The organism is Microbacterium lacticum (assembly GCF_006716815.1).
In the GTDB taxonomy this organism is placed as follows: Bacteria; Actinomycetota; Actinomycetes; order Actinomycetales; family Microbacteriaceae; genus Microbacterium; species Microbacterium lacticum.
In genome coordinates this window covers 473,658-489,914 of the sequence record NZ_VFPS01000003.1, presented here as the reverse complement: position 1 = coordinate 489,914, position 16,257 = coordinate 473,658, and the positions used below count along the sequence as shown (strand labels likewise).

Annotated in this window: 15 protein-coding genes and 3 pseudogenes; 12 read left to right on the top strand and 6 right to left on the bottom strand. The window is 72.2% G+C overall.

Going from position 1 to position 16,257, the window contains the following annotated elements:
- Nucleotides 1-7 precede the first annotated feature (7 nt).
- Together FHX68_RS11065 and FHX68_RS11060 are read left to right on the top strand one after the other, a co-directional pair.
- On the top strand, nucleotides 8-1,054 hold the full coding sequence (locus FHX68_RS11065) for an LLM class flavin-dependent oxidoreductase (RefSeq protein WP_170214274.1): 1,047 nt from the start codon (nucleotides 8-10) through the stop codon (nucleotides 1,052-1,054).
- 117 nt (nucleotides 1,055-1,171) lie between these two features.
- Entirely contained in the window at nucleotides 1,172-2,173 is a 1,002-nt protein-coding gene (locus FHX68_RS11060; RefSeq protein ID WP_141919996.1) for an IS481 family transposase, read from the top strand.
- Here FHX68_RS11060 and pheA read toward each other — a convergent pair.
- Nucleotides 2,170-3,120 (bottom strand): prephenate dehydratase, encoded by a 951-nt coding sequence (pheA, locus tag FHX68_RS11055; protein ID WP_141381096.1) that lies wholly within the window; start codon nucleotides 3,118-3,120, stop codon nucleotides 2,170-2,172. The genes FHX68_RS11060 and pheA overlap by 4 nt on opposite strands.
- A 159-nt stretch (nucleotides 3,121-3,279) precedes the next feature.
- Between pheA and FHX68_RS15580 the strand changes: the two genes are divergently transcribed.
- Together FHX68_RS15580 and pgm are read left to right on the top strand one after the other, a co-directional pair.
- Nucleotides 3,280-3,927, top strand: coding sequence for a hypothetical protein (locus FHX68_RS15580; RefSeq protein WP_141381092.1), 648 nt, complete (start codon nucleotides 3,280-3,282; stop codon nucleotides 3,925-3,927).
- A gap of 100 nt (nucleotides 3,928-4,027) precedes the next feature.
- Complete coding sequence (gene pgm / locus FHX68_RS11045; RefSeq protein ID WP_141381091.1) at nucleotides 4,028-5,668, top strand: phosphoglucomutase (alpha-D-glucose-1,6-bisphosphate-dependent); 1,641 nt, start codon at nucleotides 4,028-4,030, stop codon at nucleotides 5,666-5,668.
- Nucleotides 5,669-5,693: 25 nt separating this feature from the next.
- Here pgm and FHX68_RS11040 read toward each other — a convergent pair whose 3' ends face one another.
- Complete coding sequence (locus FHX68_RS11040) at nucleotides 5,694-6,806, bottom strand: glycerate kinase (RefSeq protein ID WP_141381090.1); 1,113 nt, start codon at nucleotides 6,804-6,806, stop codon at nucleotides 5,694-5,696.
- A 211-nt stretch (nucleotides 6,807-7,017) separates the two neighbouring features.
- Between FHX68_RS11040 and FHX68_RS15245 the strand changes: the two genes are divergently transcribed.
- Nucleotides 7,018-7,155 (top strand): hypothetical protein, encoded by a 138-nt coding sequence (locus FHX68_RS15245; protein WP_170214267.1) that lies wholly within the window; start codon nucleotides 7,018-7,020, stop codon nucleotides 7,153-7,155.
- Between the two features lie 190 nt (nucleotides 7,156-7,345).
- Here FHX68_RS15245 and FHX68_RS11035 read toward each other — a convergent pair.
- Nucleotides 7,346-7,660, bottom strand: a pseudogene (locus FHX68_RS11035) (beta-galactosidase); the annotation flags it as partial.
- A 68-nt stretch (nucleotides 7,661-7,728) separates the two neighbouring features.
- Here FHX68_RS11035 and galE point away from each other — a divergent pair.
- A complete protein-coding gene (galE, locus tag FHX68_RS11030; RefSeq protein ID WP_141381088.1) occupies nucleotides 7,729-8,706 on the top strand; it encodes a UDP-glucose 4-epimerase GalE in 978 nt (325 codons plus the stop codon).
- Nucleotides 8,707-8,731: 25 nt separating this feature from the next.
- Here the strand turns inward: galE and FHX68_RS11025 are convergent, their stop codons facing one another.
- A complete protein-coding gene (locus FHX68_RS11025; RefSeq protein WP_141381095.1) occupies nucleotides 8,732-9,682 on the bottom strand; it encodes a LacI family DNA-binding transcriptional regulator in 951 nt (316 codons plus the stop codon).
- Nucleotides 9,683-9,791: 109 nt separating this feature from the next.
- Here FHX68_RS11025 and galT point away from each other — a divergent pair, with 109 nt between their 5' ends.
- From galT to FHX68_RS15960, 4 genes and pseudogenes are all read left to right on the top strand, one after another.
- Nucleotides 9,792-10,943 carry a galactose-1-phosphate uridylyltransferase gene (galT, locus tag FHX68_RS11020; RefSeq protein WP_141381094.1) on the top strand — a complete coding sequence of 384 codons (1,152 nt, stop codon included), beginning with the start codon at nucleotides 9,792-9,794 and terminating at the stop codon, nucleotides 10,941-10,943.
- On the top strand, nucleotides 10,940-12,085 hold the full coding sequence (gene galK / locus FHX68_RS11015) for a galactokinase (protein ID WP_141381087.1): 1,146 nt from the start codon (nucleotides 10,940-10,942) through the stop codon (nucleotides 12,083-12,085). Before galT ends, galK begins: the two co-directional genes overlap by 4 nt.
- A gap of 110 nt (nucleotides 12,086-12,195) precedes the next feature.
- Nucleotides 12,196-13,038: an alpha/beta fold hydrolase gene (locus FHX68_RS11010; RefSeq protein WP_141381086.1), complete on the top strand. Its 843-nt coding sequence runs from the start codon at nucleotides 12,196-12,198 to the stop codon at nucleotides 13,036-13,038.
- A 256-nt stretch (nucleotides 13,039-13,294) separates the two neighbouring features.
- Nucleotides 13,295-13,669 (top strand): annotated as a pseudogene (locus FHX68_RS15960) (YdcF family protein); the annotation flags it as partial.
- Here FHX68_RS15960 and FHX68_RS11000 read toward each other — a convergent pair.
- Complete coding sequence (locus tag FHX68_RS11000) at nucleotides 13,632-13,853, bottom strand: hypothetical protein (RefSeq protein ID WP_141381085.1); 222 nt, start codon at nucleotides 13,851-13,853, stop codon at nucleotides 13,632-13,634. The pseudogene FHX68_RS15960 and the gene FHX68_RS11000 overlap by 38 nt on opposite strands.
- A 165-nt stretch (nucleotides 13,854-14,018) precedes the next feature.
- On the opposite strand from FHX68_RS11000, the pseudogene FHX68_RS10995 reads away from it, so the two are divergent.
- Nucleotides 14,019-14,261 (top strand): annotated as a pseudogene (locus FHX68_RS10995) (FAD-dependent oxidoreductase); the annotation flags it as partial.
- Nucleotides 14,258-14,629: a cupin domain-containing protein gene (locus FHX68_RS10990; RefSeq protein ID WP_141381084.1), complete on the top strand. Its 372-nt coding sequence runs from the start codon at nucleotides 14,258-14,260 to the stop codon at nucleotides 14,627-14,629. The pseudogene FHX68_RS10995 and the gene FHX68_RS10990, both read left to right, overlap by 4 nt.
- Nucleotides 14,630-14,687: 58 nt before the next feature.
- On the opposite strand, the gene FHX68_RS10985 is transcribed toward FHX68_RS10990, so the two are convergent.
- On the bottom strand, nucleotides 14,688-16,187 hold the full coding sequence (locus FHX68_RS10985) for an HNH endonuclease signature motif containing protein (RefSeq protein ID WP_141381083.1): 1,500 nt from the start codon (nucleotides 16,185-16,187) through the stop codon (nucleotides 14,688-14,690).
- Nucleotides 16,188-16,257 lie beyond the last annotated feature (70 nt).

The following is a 16,257-nucleotide window of genomic DNA, read 5'->3' as shown; positions in this document are numbered from 1 at the left end:
CCTCATCATGGCCCCCGCACTCTCCGTCCTCGATCTCGTTCCCGTCCGCACCGGGCAGACCAGCGCGCAGGCGGTCGCCGCCTCGCTCGATCTCGCCGCCCGCGCCGACGCCCTCGGCTACCGCCGGTACTGGTTCGCCGAGCACCACAACATGCCCGCGGTCGCCTCGACCTCGCCGCCGGTGCTCGTGGCCGCGGCCGCGGCGCGCACGACGCGTCTGAGGGTCGGATCGGGCGGGGTCATGCTGCCCAACCACGCCCCCCTCGTCGTGGCCGAGCAGTTCGCCGCCCTCGAGGCGATCGCGCCCGGGCGGATCGACCTCGGCATCGGGCGCGCGCCGGGCAGCGACCCCGTGATCACGCAGCTGCTGCGCATGTCGGGGACGACGAGCGACGTCGACCGGTTCCCCGACCACATCCGCGACATCCTGGCCCTCACCTCGTCCGAAGGCGCCGGCTACCGGCTCACCGGCCGCGCCGACGGCGACGACCAGTACAGCGTGCACGCGACCCCGGCGGCGACCGGCGCACCCGAGGTCTGGCTGCTCGGGTCATCCGACTACTCCGCCCAGCTCGCCGCCGCCTTCGGCCTGCCGTACGTGTTCGCGAACCACTTCTCCGGCGAGGGACTCGACCGCGCCCTCGACCTGTATCGTCAGGGGTTCCAGCCGTCCGCGCACCTCGACACCCCGCGCACCTTCCTCACCGCGAACGCCGTCGTCGCCGACACGTCCGCCGAGGCCGAGGAGCGCATGCTGCCGCAGGCCCGCATGATGGCGCGGCTGCACGGCGGACGCCCGCTCGTCGCGCTCGAGACGGTCGAAGAGGCCGCCCGCGCCGAGGCATCCGACCACCTCGCCGCGCCCCTCATCGAGGCCCTCCGCCGCCGCTGGTTCGTGGGCACGGGCGACGAGGCGCGCACCGCCGTCACCGCCTTCGCCACCGCGCACGGCGTCGACGAGGTCATGATCTCTCCCGTCGCGGGCGCCTACGACGCCGAGCCGATGGATGCCCCCGCCGGCCGCGCCCGCACGCTCGAGCTGCTCGCCGGCTGAGCCGGGCCGGGCCGGGCTAGGTGTACTTCCTCGGGAGGTTGTGAACGGGTGAGGTAGGCGAAGACCTCCGGGCAGGATGTGGGTTACCACACTCGCATCCTGACCACGGAGGTCATCGTGTCTCACGCTAACGCGCCTTTGACGCCGGAAGGGCGTCGTCGTCTTGCTGTCCTCGTCGTGGATCGGGGCTGGTCGTTGCGGCGGGCAGCGGAACGGTTCCAGTGCTCGCCCGCGACGGCGAAACGGTGGGTCGACCGGTATCGGGCCGGGCTGCCGTTGACGGACCGCAGCTCGAGGCCGCAGACCTCGCCGAACCGGCTCCCGCGGAAGACGGAGCGGAGGATCGTGTCGTTGCGGTTCACCCGCCGGTGGGGTCCGCACCGGATCGCGTATCACCTGGGCCTTGCCCGCTCGACGGTCGGCCGGGTGCTGGCCAGGTATGGGATGCCGAAGCTCGTGAACATCGATCAGGCCACCGGGCTGCCAGTCCGAAAGCCGACGCCGAAGCGGTACGAGGTCGCAAGACCGGGCCAGCTGATCCACGTCGACATCAAGAAGCAGGGCCGGATCCCTGATGGCGGCGGCTGGCGCGCCTTCGGCCGCGGATCGGCGCAGGACCGTGCCGCGGCATCCGTCCGTGACAAGGCCGCACGGGCAGGAGCGGCCGGCTCCCGCGGCTACCGGTATCTGCACCACGCCGTCGACGACAACTCGAGAGTCGCGTACTCGGAGATCCTCGACGACGAACGCAAGGAGACCGCGGCAGGGTTCTGGACCCGCGCGAACGCGTTCTTCGCGAGCCTCGGAGTCACGGTCACCGCCGTGATGACAGACAACGGCGCGTGCTACCGGTCACACGCGTTCGCGGACGCGCTCGGCGACGGCGTGAAGCACAAGTGGACAAAGCCGTATCGGCCACAGACCAACGGAAAGGTCGAACGCTTCAACCGCACCCTCGCCGCCGAATGGGCCTACGCCAAGCCCTACGCCAGCGAAGCAGAGCGAGCCGCGGCCTACGAGACCTGGCTGCATCACTACAATCACCACAGACCCCACACCGGGATCGGCGGCCAGACCCCCTCAGCCCGCGTTCACAACCTCACGGGGAAGTACAGCTAGGCGTCGGGGGCGCCGGAGATGAGGCCGCGCAACCAGTCGCGGGCCTCGACGAAGACGTCGTCGGAGTAGCGCTCCGGGTAGTGCACGATCGCCCGGTCGGCGCGCGGGTACGAGCCGAGGAAGATGACCTTCGGGCTGAACCGGCGGAGCCCCAGCAGCGCGTCGGCCATGCGCTCATCGTGGATGTGGCCGTCGGCGTCGATCACGAACCGGTACCGGCCGAGCGCGTCGCCGATCGGACGCGAGGCGAGCAGCGACAGATTGATCCCGCGCGTCGCGAACTGCTCGAGCAGCTCGAGCAGGGCACCGGGATACTCCTCGGGGAGCTCGACGATCAGCGAGGTCTTGTCGGCTCCGGTCGGCGCGGGCGCCGCGACCGTGCGGCTCACCAGCACGAACCGCGTGACGGCGTTCGGGTTGTCGCCGATGCCATCCGCGAGCAGTTCGAGGTCGTAGTGCTCGAGGATGCCCGGAGGCGCGATCGCGGCGTCGGCGTCGCTCACACCGTCGACGATCCCGACCGCCGAGGCGACGTTCGAGGCGGCGGGCAGATGCGCGTGCTCGGGCAGGTGCTCACCGAGCCAGCGGAGGCACTGCGCGTAGGCGACGGGATGCGCGGCGACGAGCTGCACGTCGCTGAGGCGCACCCCCGGACGCGCGACGAGCACGAAGTTCACCGGGACGAGGTACTCCCCCACGATCCGCAGCCCCGGCATGGTCGCCAGCGCGTCCTGCGCGGTCGACACCCCGCCGTCGACCGAGTTCTCGATCGCGATCATCGCGGCATCCGAGCGCCCCTCGACGACGTCGGCGAGAGCCTCGCCGACGTTGCGCACCGGGCGCCAGATCTGGTCGCGCGCCTCAGGCACCTGCGCGAGCGCGGCCTCGGTGAAGGTCCCCGCCGGTCCCAGGTAGCTGTACGTGCGACGCGTGGGCGTGGATGCCACGGTGTCGGCCGCGACGGAACGGACAGCGGAGCCCTCGGACGTCTCGTCGGGCGCGGATGTCTCGTCGGGCGCGGGGGTCACGCCGACAGCCTAGTTGCGCTGGGCACCGCGCGCGCCCGGCTGCCGGCTCGCCGCCCCGCGCCCCGTACCCTGGAGCACATGACCCGCCGCACGATCACCCCCGCCGTGACCGCCGTCTTCGCCGCCGCCCTCGCGCTGAGCCTGAGCGCATGCGTGCCCGAGGGCGCGCAGCCGAGCCCGAGCGCGAGCACCGGATCGGCCTCGGCGACGCCGTCGGCCTCGGCCTCGGCATCCACCGCCCCCTCCGCCAGCGCGAGCCCGAGCGCCGACGCGAGCGCGTGCCTGGCCGGCGACTGGACGATGGACCAGGGTGCGCTGGAGGCGTACTACTCCGACGTGAACGCGCTGCTCGACGGGGCCGGCATCGCCTTCACCCCCGAAGGCTCGGCCGCGCTGACGCTGACCCCGGAGGGCACGTTCGCATGGACCCCCGACGTGCAGGTCAACGCGGAGGTGGCGGGCACGACGATCGTGATCTCGGTCGGCGGCACCGCGAACGGCACCTACACCGCCACCGGCGACCGCATCACGGCGACCTCGCCGGTGTCCGACGGGCTCGTCGTGTCCGCGAGCATCGACGGTGCCGAGACCGATCCGGGCGAGGTCGCCCAGCAGGTCGCGGGGGCCCCGCTCACCGACGCCTCGTACACCTGCGCGGGAGACACCCTCACGCTGGGGTCGTCGATCGCCGGCGGCACGGCGACCGCCGTCCTGCACCGCGGCTGAGCGCGGGGCGCGGCGCGCCCGCGGGTCCCGACGTGGCGCGACGCGGGCCGTCGCGTGACGCGCCCGCGCGAGATGCGCGCGGCAGTGACAGACTGAACCCATGAGCCGCGCAGGACAGCCAGCCGAAGCATCCGATCTCATCGACATCGACGAACTGATCGCCGCGTACTACGACCGAAAGCCGGATGCCTCGGTGCCCGAGCAGCGGGTCGTCTTCGGCACGAGCGGTCACCGCGGTTCGTCGCTGTCGACGAGCTTCAACGAGGACCACATCCTCGCAACCACGCAGGCGATCGTCGACTACCGCACGGCGCAGGGCATCGCCGGGCCGCTGTTCCTCGGCCGCGACACGCACGGACTCTCGCGCCCCGCCGAGCGCAGCGCGATCGAGGTGCTCGTCGCGAACGGGGTCGACGTGCGCGTCGATTCGCGGGATTCCTGGGTGCCGACGCCGGCGCTCAGCCACGCGATCCTCACCTACAACCGCGGTCGTGACGCGGGCGACGCCGGTCGCGCCGACGGCATCGTCGTGACCCCGAGCCACAACCCGCCGCGCGACGGCGGGTTCAAGTACAACCCGCCGCACGGCGGCCCCGCCGACACCGACGCGACGGGATGGATCGCCGACCGGGCCAACGCCCTCATCGCCGCCGGGCTCGACGGGGTGAAGCGCACCCGCTTCGCCGACATCGACACCGCGGCGCTCGGCGGCTACGACTTCCGCGAGGGCTACGTCGCCGACCTCGAGAACATCATCGACGTCGCCGCGATCAAGAACGCGGGCATCCGCATCGGCGCCGACCCGCTCGGCGGGGCATCCGTCGAGTACTGGGCGCTGATCGGCGAGCGCTATGGGCTCGACCTCACGGTCGTGAACTCCGAGGTCGACCCGACGTGGCGGTTCATGACTCTCGACTGGGACGAGAAGATCCGCATGGATCCCTCGTCGCCCTCGGCCATGGCATCCCTCGTCGCGCGGCGCCACGAGTACGACATCCTCACCGCCAACGACGCCGACGCCGACCGGCACGGCATCGTGACGCCCGACGCGGGGCTGATGAACCCGAACCACTACCTCGCCGTCGCGATCGACTACCTGTACGCGAACCGCCCCGGCTGGCCCGCGGAGGCCGCCGTCGGCAAGACGGTCGTCTCGTCGATGATCATCGACCGGGTCGTCGCCGCGCTCGGTCGGCAGCTGTACGAGGTGCCGGTCGGGTTCAAGTGGTTCGTGCCGGGGCTGCTCGACGGGTCTATCGCCTTCGGCGGCGAGGAGTCGGCCGGAGCCTCGTTCCTGCGGTTCGACGGCACCGTGTGGACGACCGACAAGGATGGCATCCTGCTGTGCCTGCTCGCGTCGGAGATCCTCGCGGTCACGGGCAAGACGCCGTCGCAGCGCTACGCGGAGCTCGAGGCCGAGTTCGGGTCGTCGGCGTACCAGCGCGTGGACGCGCCGGCCACGCCCGCGCAGAAGGCGGCGCTCGCGAAGCTGTCGCCGGATGCCGTGACGGCGACGGAGCTGGCCGGCGAGCCGATCACGGCGAAGCTGTCGCACGCGCCCGGCAACGGCGCGCCGATCGGCGGGCTGAAGGTGCAGACCGAGCACGCGTGGTTCGCCGCGCGGCCCTCGGGCACGGAGGACGTGTACAAGCTGTACGCCGAGTCGCTGCGCGGCCCCGAGCACCTGCGCGAGGTGCTGTCCGAGGCCCGCGCCGTCGTGTCGGAGGCCCTCGGGGACTGAGCGGGTTCTCCTCCACCGAGCGCGTTCACACCGTCCGGGAGAGCGCGGTGCCCGCGGCGCGGAGCCAGCGGGCGGGATCGGCGAGGGATGCCTCGGCGGAACCTGCGAGGTCGGTGAGGGAGCGAGCCGCGGTGAACGCCGACACATCGGCGTCCGCGGCGATCCGCCCCGCGACGAGGGCGGTGGCGACGCCGGCCGCGGCGGCGGCCTGGGCGACGAACGCGGGGACCTTGCCCGCCGCCGACTGGTCGTCGTAAGAGCCCTCACCCGTGATGACGAGGTCGGCGCCTGCGACCGCGGCATCCAGCCCGATGAGCTCCGCGACCTCGGCCGACCCCGGGACGAGCGCGGCACCCCACGCGAGCAGCGCGAACCCTGTGCCGCCTGCGGCGCCCGCGCCGGGAGTGGCCGGGCCGGGATGCGCGGGGCCGGCGGCGTCGGCCACGAGCGCGGCGAGGCGCGCGAGCGCGGCATCGGCGGCGACGACACCCGCGGCATCCAGCCCCTTCTGCGGGCCGAAGACGGCCGCCGCGCCGCGCGGTCCGCACAGCGGGTTGCTCACGTCGCTCAGCACGAGGGCGCCGCCGGGCGGCAACGCGCGCAGCCCCGCCAGATCCACGGATGCCGCGGATGCGACCCCGCGGAGCCCCGGCGCGACGGGGGCGCCGTCGGCATCCGCGAATCGGGCGCCGAGCGCGGTCAGCGCCCCGACGCCGCCGTCGGTCGAGGCGGATGACCCGATGCCGAGCACGAGCCGCTGCGCGCCGCCCGCGAGTGCGGCGGCGATCGCTTCGCCGAACCCGACGGTTCCCGCATCCCACGGGCGCAACTGGCCGCCCAGCACCTCGATGCCGCTCGTCGAGGACAGCTCGACGACGCCCGTGCCATCCGGCAGCAGCAGCCACGCGGCATCCGTCGCGGCATCGTCCGGGCCAGTGACGGTCACGGGCCGGCGGCGCGCGCCCGCGATCGCGGCGGCGAACGCGTCGAGCGTGCCCTCGCCTCCGTCGGCCATCGGCCGGAGCACGACATCGTCACCCGCGCGCTGCGACAGCCAGCCGTCCCGCACGGCCTCCGCCGCGGCCGAGGCGGTGATCGACCCCTTGAAGCTGTCGAGAGCCAGGACGACGCGGGTCACGGGCGCGGCGGCGTCGAGGCGCGCAGCGTGACGGCGCCGACGCGCGCAGACCCGTGTGTATCGGTCACCATCGCGATTCTAGGGTGCCGGGTGCGGCGAGACGGCGGAGGCGAAGCCCGCGGCGGTGCGTCGGACGGCCTCGTCGGGGTCGGTCGCCCGGGAAAGCGCTATCCAATCGTGGTCCGCGATGCACTCCTGCCACAATGGCAACGTGAACACGGGCAGTGCTTTCGATTGGGCGCGTCGACACGTCGACGCGGGACTCGCGTGGGCGTTCCTCACGAACCGCGCCGACCGCACGAGCGTCGACATCGACGAGCTCGACAACGCGATCATCGGCGGGCTGTGATGGCGCGCGTCACCCACCGCGGCTGGACCGCGCCCGCGACCCCCGCCGCCGTGCCGGTTCTCGCCGAAGCCGCGCGCGGGCTCACCGTCACCGACCGCGCGGTGCTGCGCGATGGCATCGGCTGGGTGCCCCTGTCAGGCGAGCTGCACTACAGCCGCCTTCCCCGCGCCCGCTGGGGCGAGCGGCTGCGGCCGCCGTCGAACTCGGCGCAGATGTACGGGCCGGGGCGCACGATCGCGTGCATGCCCTCCTCGGCGACGTCGCGCAGGAACCGCGCGAGGTCGAGTCTCCCGGCCGTGTCGAAGACACCGCGCTCAGGTGCGTGCTCGTTCCAGGCGACATAGGTCTCGATCGTGTTGAGCCCCATCATGCGGCCCATGCGGATAAGCTCCCGCCACTGGTCGGGGTGCACGCGGAAGTAGTGCAAGGCCCCTGAGATGACGCGGAACGGCTCCCCGTCCACGAGGAAGTCATCATCGCCGATCTCGAAGGTGTGGCTCGCCATATCCGAATGTTATCGTCAACACATCGGGGCGTCACCCCACTAGAGTGAATGTGTCGAGGGGAGCTCGGATGAGCTGGTTGGTCACCGGAGGAGCCGGGTACATCGGAGCGCACGTCGTGCGCGCAGTGAAGGATGCCGGCATCGCGCCCGTCGTCATCGACGACCTCTCCAGCGGGCACGCCTCGTTCGTCCCCGAGGGCGTCCCGTTCGTCGAGGGCACGATCCTCGACCGCGACCTGCTCATCGCCACGCTGCGCGAGCACGAGGTCGAGGGGGTGATCCACGTTGCCGGCTTCAAGTACGCGGGCGTCTCGGTACGGCGACCCCTGCACACCTATGCGCAGAACGTCGAGGGCACGCGGGTCGTGCTCGAGGCGATGGCGGATGCCGGGGTCACGAACATCGTGTTCTCCTCGAGCGCCGCGGTCTACGGCACGCCGGACGTCGCGCTCGTCACGGAGGATCTGCCGAAGCATCCCGCCTCGCCCTACGGCGAGTCGAAGCTCATCGGCGAGTGGCTGCTGCGCGACCAGGCGACCGCGACCGCCGATGGGGAGGCACCGCTGCGGCACACCTCGCTGCGCTACTTCAACGTCGTCGGCTCCGGCGATGCGACCCTCTACGACACGAGCCCCCACAACCTCTTCCCGATAGTCTTCGAGAAGCTCCTCGCGGGCGAGACTCCACAGATCTACGGCGACGACTACAACACGCCCGACGGGACGAACGTCCGCGACTACGTGCACGTCGCCGACATCGCGGCGGCGCACGTCGTCGCGGCGCAGCGCCTCGCGGCCGGCGAGCCGATCGAGGCCGCGTACAACCTCGGGTCGCAGAACGGCCTGAGCGTGCGCGAGATCATGGATGCCATGGCCCGCGTCACGGGCATCGACTTCACGCCGGGGATCGGCCCACGTCGTCCCGGCGACCCCGACCGGATCGTCGCGACGGGCGAGCTCGCCGCGCGTGACCTCGACTGGCGCAACCGCTACTCGGTCGACGAGATGGTGCGCACGGGCTGGGAAGCGCGCCGCGCCGCGAGCTGACCCGCGGGCCGCGACGCCCGGGCGCTCAGGCGCTCGCGCGCTCCACGAGCGTGGGGGTCACCACGACGGGCTCGGCTGGGCGGCCTCCGATGAGGGCGACGAGCGAGTCCACCGCGGACGTGCCGAGAGCGTCGAAATCCTGCCGGATCGTCGTGAGCGGCGGGCGGTACTCGACGGCGTCCTCGACGTCGTCAAACCCGATGACGGCGACGTCCTCGGGCACGCGCCGACCCGCGTCGGCGAGCGCGCGCAGCACGCCGAGCGCCATCTGATCGTTCGCGGCGAACACGGCCGTCGCACTCGCGGGCAGTCCCGCCGCAGCGGCGTGGCCGGATGCCGCGGTCCAGTCGCCGCGCAGGGGCTCGGGCGTCTCGCGACCCGCATCGGCGAGCGCTTCACGCCAGCCCCGCTCGCGCTCCGCGGCGGCGTACGAGTCGGCGGGCCCCGCGACGTGGTGCACGGTCGCGTGTCCGCTCGCGAGCAGGTGCGCGGTCGCGGCGCGCGCACCGGCGGCGTGGTCGGTCTGGACGACGGCGAACCGCTCGTCGGGCGGCGAGTCGACGACGACGAGGGCGAGATCCTCGGGCACGTCGAGGCCGCGCGCGAGCGCCGTCGCCTCGTTGAGGATGACGGCGCCGTCGATGCCCTGGTCGTGCAGCCGCTCGAATCCATCGGCGACGGCCTCACGCCCCGAGGCCGTCACGACTGTCAGGGCGAAGCCGCGGGCGGATGCCGCGTCGGCGATCGCCTGGAGCATCCGGGAGTTGCCGACAGTCGCGAGGGTCGAGACGATGAGGCCGATCGTGTCGGTGCGCCCCGTGCGCAGGGCCCGGGCGGCGCGGTGCATGCGGTAGTCGAGCGCGGCCATCGCCGTCTCGACCTTCGCCCGCGTCGCGGGGTCGACCCGGGGGCTGTCGTTGACGACGCGCGAAACGGTCTGCGCCGACACCCCGGCCGCCGCCGCGACATCCGCCATCGATACTCGTCTCGCCATTTGGCCATCCTAGGGGCGAGATCGGCGGCATCCCGCTCATGTTGACGATAACACGTGGAGCGAGTACCGTAGGTGTGTGACCACCGCGACGATGCACTCCACTCAGCTCGGCGGCGGCCGCGTCAAGCGCGAGACGCGCCTGGCGGACGGCCGCGACCTCATCTACTTCGACGACCCCGACACGACGCTCGGCGATGACCGCTCGGTCGACGCCCGCGACCTCGACCCCCGCCCCGAAACCGCGACGATGCGGCAGGACGTCCTCACCGGCGACTGGATCTCGGTCGCCGCCGCGCGCCAGAACCGCGCCTTCCTGCCGCCGGCCGAGCTCGACCCGCTCGCCCCGCAGACGCCCGCGAATCCGTCCGAGATCCCGTCGGTCTACGACGTCGCGGTCTTCGAGAACCGCTCCCCCTCGTTCGGCCCCGCCCTCGCCGAGGCGATCGGCGACGTCCCCGCCGCGGCCGACCCGCCGCGGGGACTCGACGACCTCGCCCGCCTCGGGCTCGGCCGCACCCGCACGAGCGTCGGCCGGTGCGAGGTCGTGTGCTTCTCGCCCGACCGAGCCGGCTCGTTCGGCACGCAGACGGTCACGCGCGCCCGCACCGTGATCGAGGCGTGGGCCGACCGCACCGCGGCACTGTCGGCGCTTCCCGGCGTGCAGCAGGTGTTCCCGTTCGAGAACCGCGGTGAGGCCATCGGCGTGACGCTGCACCACCCGCACGGTCAGATCTACGCCTACCCGTACGTGACGCCGCGCACGCAGCGCCTGCTCGATTCGATCGATCGCACGGCTCCCGATCTGTTCGCCCGGATCCTCGCCTTCGAACAGGAGGGCCCGCGCGTGGTTCTGCGCGGCGAGCACTTCACGGCATTCGTCCCCTTCGCCGCCCGCTGGCCCCTCGAGCTGCACGTGCTGCCCCACCGTCACGTCGCCGACTTCGCCGGGCTGACGGATGCCGAGCGCGATGAGCTCGCACCGTTCTACCTGCGCCTACTGCGCGGCGTCGACGCCCTGTACGACACGCCCACGCCGTACATCGCCGCCTGGCACCAGGCGCCCGTGCACGTCGGGCGCGACAGCGTGCGCCTGAACCTGCAGCTGACGAGCCCTCGCCGCGCCGCGGACAAGCTCAAGTTCCTCGCCGGGTCCGAGGCCGCCATGGGCGCCTGGATCGGCGACGTTCCCCCCGAGGTCGCGGCAGAGAAGCTGCGCACCGCCGTCGAAGGAGTGACCCTGTGACCACGTCCACCCGCACCCTCACCGGAACCTGGTCGGCGCCCGGGCGCGTCAACCTCATCGGCGAGCACACCGACTACAACGACGGGTTCGTGTTCCCGTTCGCGATCGAGTACCGCACGTCGGTCGACCTATCGGTCCGCACCGACGGGCGCATCCGGGTGCGCTCTTCGTTCGACCCCGAGCCGGTCGAGGTGGCCCTCACCGAGCTCGCCGACCTCTTCCCCGCGCGCCGCGACGAGATCGTGGAGTGGGCGCGATATCCGCTCGGCGTCGCGTGGGCGCTGCTTTCGGCGACCGGCGTCGATGCGGCATCCGTCCCCGGCGTCGACCTGTCGTTCACCTCCGACGTGCCCGTCGGCGCGGGCCTGTCGTCGTCGGCGGCGATCGAGGGCGCGACGGCATCCGCCCTCAACGACGCGTGGGAGCTCGGCCTCGACCGGGTCACGCTCGCCCGGGTCGGCCGCCGTGCCGAGAACGAGGCCGTGGGCGCGCCCACCGGGATCATGGACCAGATGGCGTCGATGCTCGGCCGCGCCGACGCGGGCACGTTCCTGGACTGCCGCTCGCTCGAGGCCGATGGCGTCGAGCTCGGCTTCGCACCGGCGGGACTCGAGGTGCTCGTCATCGACACGAAGGTGTCGCACGCGCACTCGACCGGCGGCTACGGCGAGCGCCGGGTCTCGTGCGAGAAGGGCGCCGCGATCATGGGGGTCGCGGCTCTACGCGACCTGTCAGTGGCCGACCTGCCACGCGCGGCGGAGCTCATGGACGACGTCACGTTCCGCCGCGTGCGCCACGTCGTGACGGAGGACCAGCGCGTGCTGGATGCCGTCGCGACGCTCCGCAGCGCCGGACCCCGCGCGATCGGCCCGCTGCTGGATGCGTCGCACGTCTCGATGCGCGACGACTTCGAGATCTCGGTGCCCGAGCTCGACCTCGCCGTCGACACGGCGCGCGCCGCGGGCGCCGTGGGCGCACGCATGACCGGCGGCGGGTTCGGCGGTGCGGCGATCGCCCTCGTCGACCACGACCTCGTCGGGGCAGTGACCGATGCCGTCACGGCGGCGTTCGCCGAGGCGGGCTTCACGGCGCCGCACATCTTCCCGGTGCACCCTTCGGAGGGCGCTCGCCGCGACGCGTGAGGCCAGACCCCCGCGAAGTCGGCGCGACCCGCGGCATCCCTCGCAGGATTCTCGCGCGTCGCGCCAACTTCTGCTGGGCGCCCGATCCCCCACAGGCGTAGCTTCGAGGCATGGCATACCTCACTGTGGCGACCGAGAACTCGACCGACGTCGAGATCTTCTACACCGACCAGGGCCCCTCGACGGGCCAGCCCGTCGTCCTGATCCACGGATTCCCGCTGAACGGCGAGTCGTGGGACCTGCAGAGCCGTGCCCTGCAGGAGGCCGGGTACCGCGTCATCGCCTATGACCGCCGCGGGTTCGGCGCGTCGTCGAAGACGTCCACGGGGTCGGACTACGACACCTTCGCGGCCGACCTGCACGCCCTCATCGAGGACCTCGACCTGGCCGACGCGATCCTCGTCGGCTTCTCGATGGGCACCGGCGAGATCGCCCGCTACCTGTCGCGCTACGGCGCCGCGCGCGTCGCGAAGGTCGCGTTCTTCGGCTCGCTTGAGCCCTACCTGCTGATCACCCCCGACAACCCCGACGGGGCGGGCGACCAGGCCTACTTCGACGGCACGGCGGCCGCCGTCGCCGCCGACCGGTACGCCTTCCTCACGGGGTTCTTCCGCGACTTCTACAACCTCGACGACTTCCCCGGCACGCGCATCTCCCAGGAGGCACTCGACGCGTCGGTGCAGGTAACGAATCAGGCCGGCAACGCCGCGATCGCCGCCGCTCCCCTGACGTGGCCGACCGACTTCCGCGGCGACATCCCCGCGATCACGGTGCCGGCGCTCATCGTGCACGGCACGGCCGACAACATCCTGCCGATCGACAAGACCGCGCGGCGGTTCCGCGAGCTGCTCCCCGACGCGACGTACGTCGAGATCGAGGGTGCCCCGCACGGGCTGCTGCGCACGCACGGCGCCGAGGTCAACGAGGCGCTGCTGGCGTTCCTCGACGCGTGAGCCGGATGCCGCGGCGCGCGCCCGGCGCCTTCGCCGCGCTCGGGTGCGCGCTGCTCGCATTCGCCGAGGGACAGGCCTGGGGGGCGTCGCGGGCCGGCTACCCTCCGGCGGCCGCGTGCACGACGGGGCCCGCCGCGGGCCGTGACGTCGTGCTCGTCCTCGGCTATCCGGGCCGCCGCGACGGGACGCCCGGGCTGCTGCAGCGCCGGTCCGCGCCGGTCCGCGCCGGTCCGCGCCGGTCGGCGCCGTCTTCGTCTTCACGGGCGGCGCGGTCGGTCGGGACGTCGCGGAGGCCGACACGATGGCCGCGTACGGGGCGCGCCTCGGCATCCGTCCGTCCGACATCGTGATCGAGCGCGCAGCGACCACGACGCGCGAGAACCTGTCGCTCTCGCTGCCGTGGCTCGCGGCGGCGCGCACGATCCGCATCGCCTCGAACACCGCGCACGCGCACCGCGCGAGGCGCTACCTGCGCGAGCTCGACCCGACGCTGTGGCGCAGGCTCCGCCGCACGCGCGACTTCGTGCCGCTCGAGCTCGGCCCACTGCGTCTCGCGCTGACGTTCTACGACTTCGTCGCGGGCCGCGTGAGCATCACTCGGGAGCGCCGCCTGAGTTCGCCATCGCGATGAGCCCGTCGATCATCTCAGGCGTCGCGGCGTCTCCCGCCATCATCGAGATGCGTCCGAACGGGAACGACGCCATCATGGCGGTCGGGTCGACACCCTCCGGCATGATGTCGGCGACGCCATCCATCCCCTTCATCATCTCGACGATCGCGGCCTGCACCACGGGCCCCGCGATGGGGTGCGCCATGACCTCGCCCATCGACGACTCGCGCGTGAGCGGTACCGAGACCGCGTCGCCGGCGACCGTGACGGATGCCGTGGAGCGGATGTCCCGGCTGGATGCCGCGACCTCGAGGGTGTAGTCGCCGCCCTCGACGACCCAGCGGTCGACGCGCGTGTCCCAGTAGGCCGCCTCGGCGTCGGGTCGACGCGGTTCGCCGCTGAGGTGATGCTCGACCCGCTGGCAGGGGTGGAGACCGAGCGCACGCAGCTTGAGATGGTGCGCAGGCGCCCGCTGCCGTTCCCGCCCGAGCCGGCGGCGGCGATCGGGATCAACCTGACGCGCTGGTCACTTGACCGCGCCGATCATCGCGAGGGGCGTCGCAATCTGCTGCTGAAGACTCTGGACCCTCTCGGCCTAGGCTTCGATTCATGAGCACGTGGGATGACGACGAAACGGAGTTCGGCGAGTTGGATGCCGGGGTGGTGATCTCTGCGCTGTCGGTCGAGGTGCCGTTGGCGGCGGTTCCGGCCGCTCGCGTGGTGGACGGTGCCCCGCAGACCGGGTCGGTCGACCTGGATGAGGACATGGGGCTCGGCGTCTGGGAGATGACGGTCGGCGCGATGCGCGACACCGAGGTGTCGGAGGTGTTCGTCGTCGTGGCAGGTTCCGCGACGGTGGATTTCATCGAGCCCGCACTGCCGCCGATCGAGCTGTCGCCCGGCGCGATCGTGCGCCTGGAGTCGGGCATGCAGACCGTGTGGACCGTGCGCGAAACCCTCCGCAAGGTGTACTTGGCGTAGCCCGGTCTCTGCGCCCGCCCGGCGGTTGAGCGAGCGCAGCGATCCGAATACCCACGCCTCAGGCGGCGAGCCGCCACCCGACTCGCGGCGGCGGGTCGAACAGCCACCTCAGCGGCGACTTCGATCGCAGTTCGATCGGCGCCGCGGACTCACCCGGCGGCGCAACGAGGATGAAAGCGCCGAGCCCCTCGCGCACGATCCTGAATCCGGCGAAGTGCAGGTGCACATGGTGATAGGTGCACAACAGGATGCCCCGATCGATATCGGTGCGCCCCTCATCGGCAACCCACTCGTCGATGTGGTGCGCCTCGGTCATCGAGGGCGGCCGGTCGCACCCGGGCCACATGCATCCGCCGTCGCGCGCGGCGAGCGCGATGCGCTGGGGCGGAGTGAACAGCCGGCGCTCGCGCCCGACGTCGAGCGGGTTGCCGCACGCGTCGAGCGTGACGTCGATGAACCCGGTTTCGCACAGCGTGCGGTCGAGCACCGATCCGGGAAGCGTGAGGGCGCCGTCTTCGCTGTGCGCGACGGCGAGCAGGCGCCCGAACGCGTCGCGCCGCAGCGGCCATCCTGACTCGTCATCGCGATCGCGGATCGTGATCAGGCGCACGCCCGCCTGCCGGGTTCCGAACACGTCCTTCGCCTCAGCGGTCGTGCCGGCGCGGAACATGTCGAGCATCAGGTCGTACGCGAGTTGCTCGTTCGTGCGCGGATCATCGGTGAGCGATGCCGCCGCCTTCAGCTCGCCGTCGGACACGAATCGCGGCCCGCCGCGGCGCGGCCGCAGCGCGGCATCCATCACCGACTGCCACCAGGCGGCTCCGAGGTCGTCGAACACGATGTGCCCGTGCGTGCGCCCGTCGGCGTCGACGCGCATGCGGAATGATCGCGCCGCGTAGTGCTCGGCCCAGCGCGCCTCGGCGCCGACCGGATCGATCGCGTCGCGCACCGCTCGCGCGGAGGCACCGAGGTCTTCGACCGTGCAGCCGCGCGCTTCGTCGATGAGCTGCTGCGCCGCGATGCGCCACACCTCGATCACGTCGCCGTCGTCGCGCCCCTCGATCGTGGGCGGCTCACCCAGGCCTCGGCGGATGGCGTCGACCTGTGCCCGCGTGATCGCGCCGGACATCAGCGCCGCGCCGAGCGGCTGATGCCACGGTTCGACGGTCGTGGCAGCCTCGACCAGGTCAGCGGGGCCCGGCGTGCCGGCATCCGTCCCTTCGGCGAGCGCCTCGCCGACCTTCACGACGCGGATCGCCTCGCCACGCGGAACGCCGGTGATCTGCTGCACCATCTGCACGGGCGTGCGGAACCCACCGGTCTGCGCCAGGCCCGCGTGCCCGGCCGCGCGCGTGGAGCGCCGGGCGATGACGCCCGCGAGGACAACCTCGAGCTTCTGCACCTGACGCGACAGCCCGGCGACCGCGTCGAACGCCTCGCGCACGGAGTCATCGCTGAGCGCACCGGCACCGCTCATGAGAGCCGCGACCTCGCAATCGAGCTCGGCGAACTGCGCAAGACGGTCAATGCCGTCGCGGAGATCACCGAGGAAAGTCATGTCTCTATGATCGCATTTATCGACGTATACCACAAGACTTTATAGATGAGAACATTAACATCTTTGTTCG

What these genes read in the sequence shown, in the direction of transcription:
- FHX68_RS11065 (WP_170214274.1), top strand. Translation starts at nt 8, where the DNA reads ATGGCCCCCGCACTCTCCGTCCTCGATCTCGTTCCCGTCCGCACCGGG.
- FHX68_RS15580 (WP_141381092.1), top strand. Translation starts at nt 3,280, where the DNA reads ATGACCCGCCGCACGATCACCCCCGCCGTGACCGCCGTCTTCGCCGCC.
- pgm (WP_141381091.1), top strand. Translation starts at nt 4,028, where the DNA reads ATGAGCCGCGCAGGACAGCCAGCCGAAGCATCCGATCTCATCGACATC.
- galE (WP_141381088.1), top strand. Translation starts at nt 7,729, where the DNA reads ATGAGCTGGTTGGTCACCGGAGGAGCCGGGTACATCGGAGCGCACGTC.
- FHX68_RS11025 (WP_141381095.1), bottom strand. Translation starts at nt 9,682, where the DNA reads ATGGCGGATGTCGCGGCGGCGGCCGGGGTGTCGGCGCAGACCGTTTCG.
- galT (WP_141381094.1), top strand. Translation starts at nt 9,792, where the DNA reads ATGCACTCCACTCAGCTCGGCGGCGGCCGCGTCAAGCGCGAGACGCGC.
- FHX68_RS11010 (WP_141381086.1), top strand. Translation starts at nt 12,196, where the DNA reads ATGGCATACCTCACTGTGGCGACCGAGAACTCGACCGACGTCGAGATC.
- FHX68_RS11000 (WP_141381085.1), bottom strand. Translation starts at nt 13,853, where the DNA reads ATGGCGCACCCCATCGCGGGGCCCGTGGTGCAGGCCGCGATCGTCGAG.
- FHX68_RS10990 (WP_141381084.1), top strand. Translation starts at nt 14,258, where the DNA reads ATGAGCACGTGGGATGACGACGAAACGGAGTTCGGCGAGTTGGATGCC.
- FHX68_RS10985 (WP_141381083.1), bottom strand. Translation starts at nt 16,187, where the DNA reads ATGACTTTCCTCGGTGATCTCCGCGACGGCATTGACCGTCTTGCGCAG.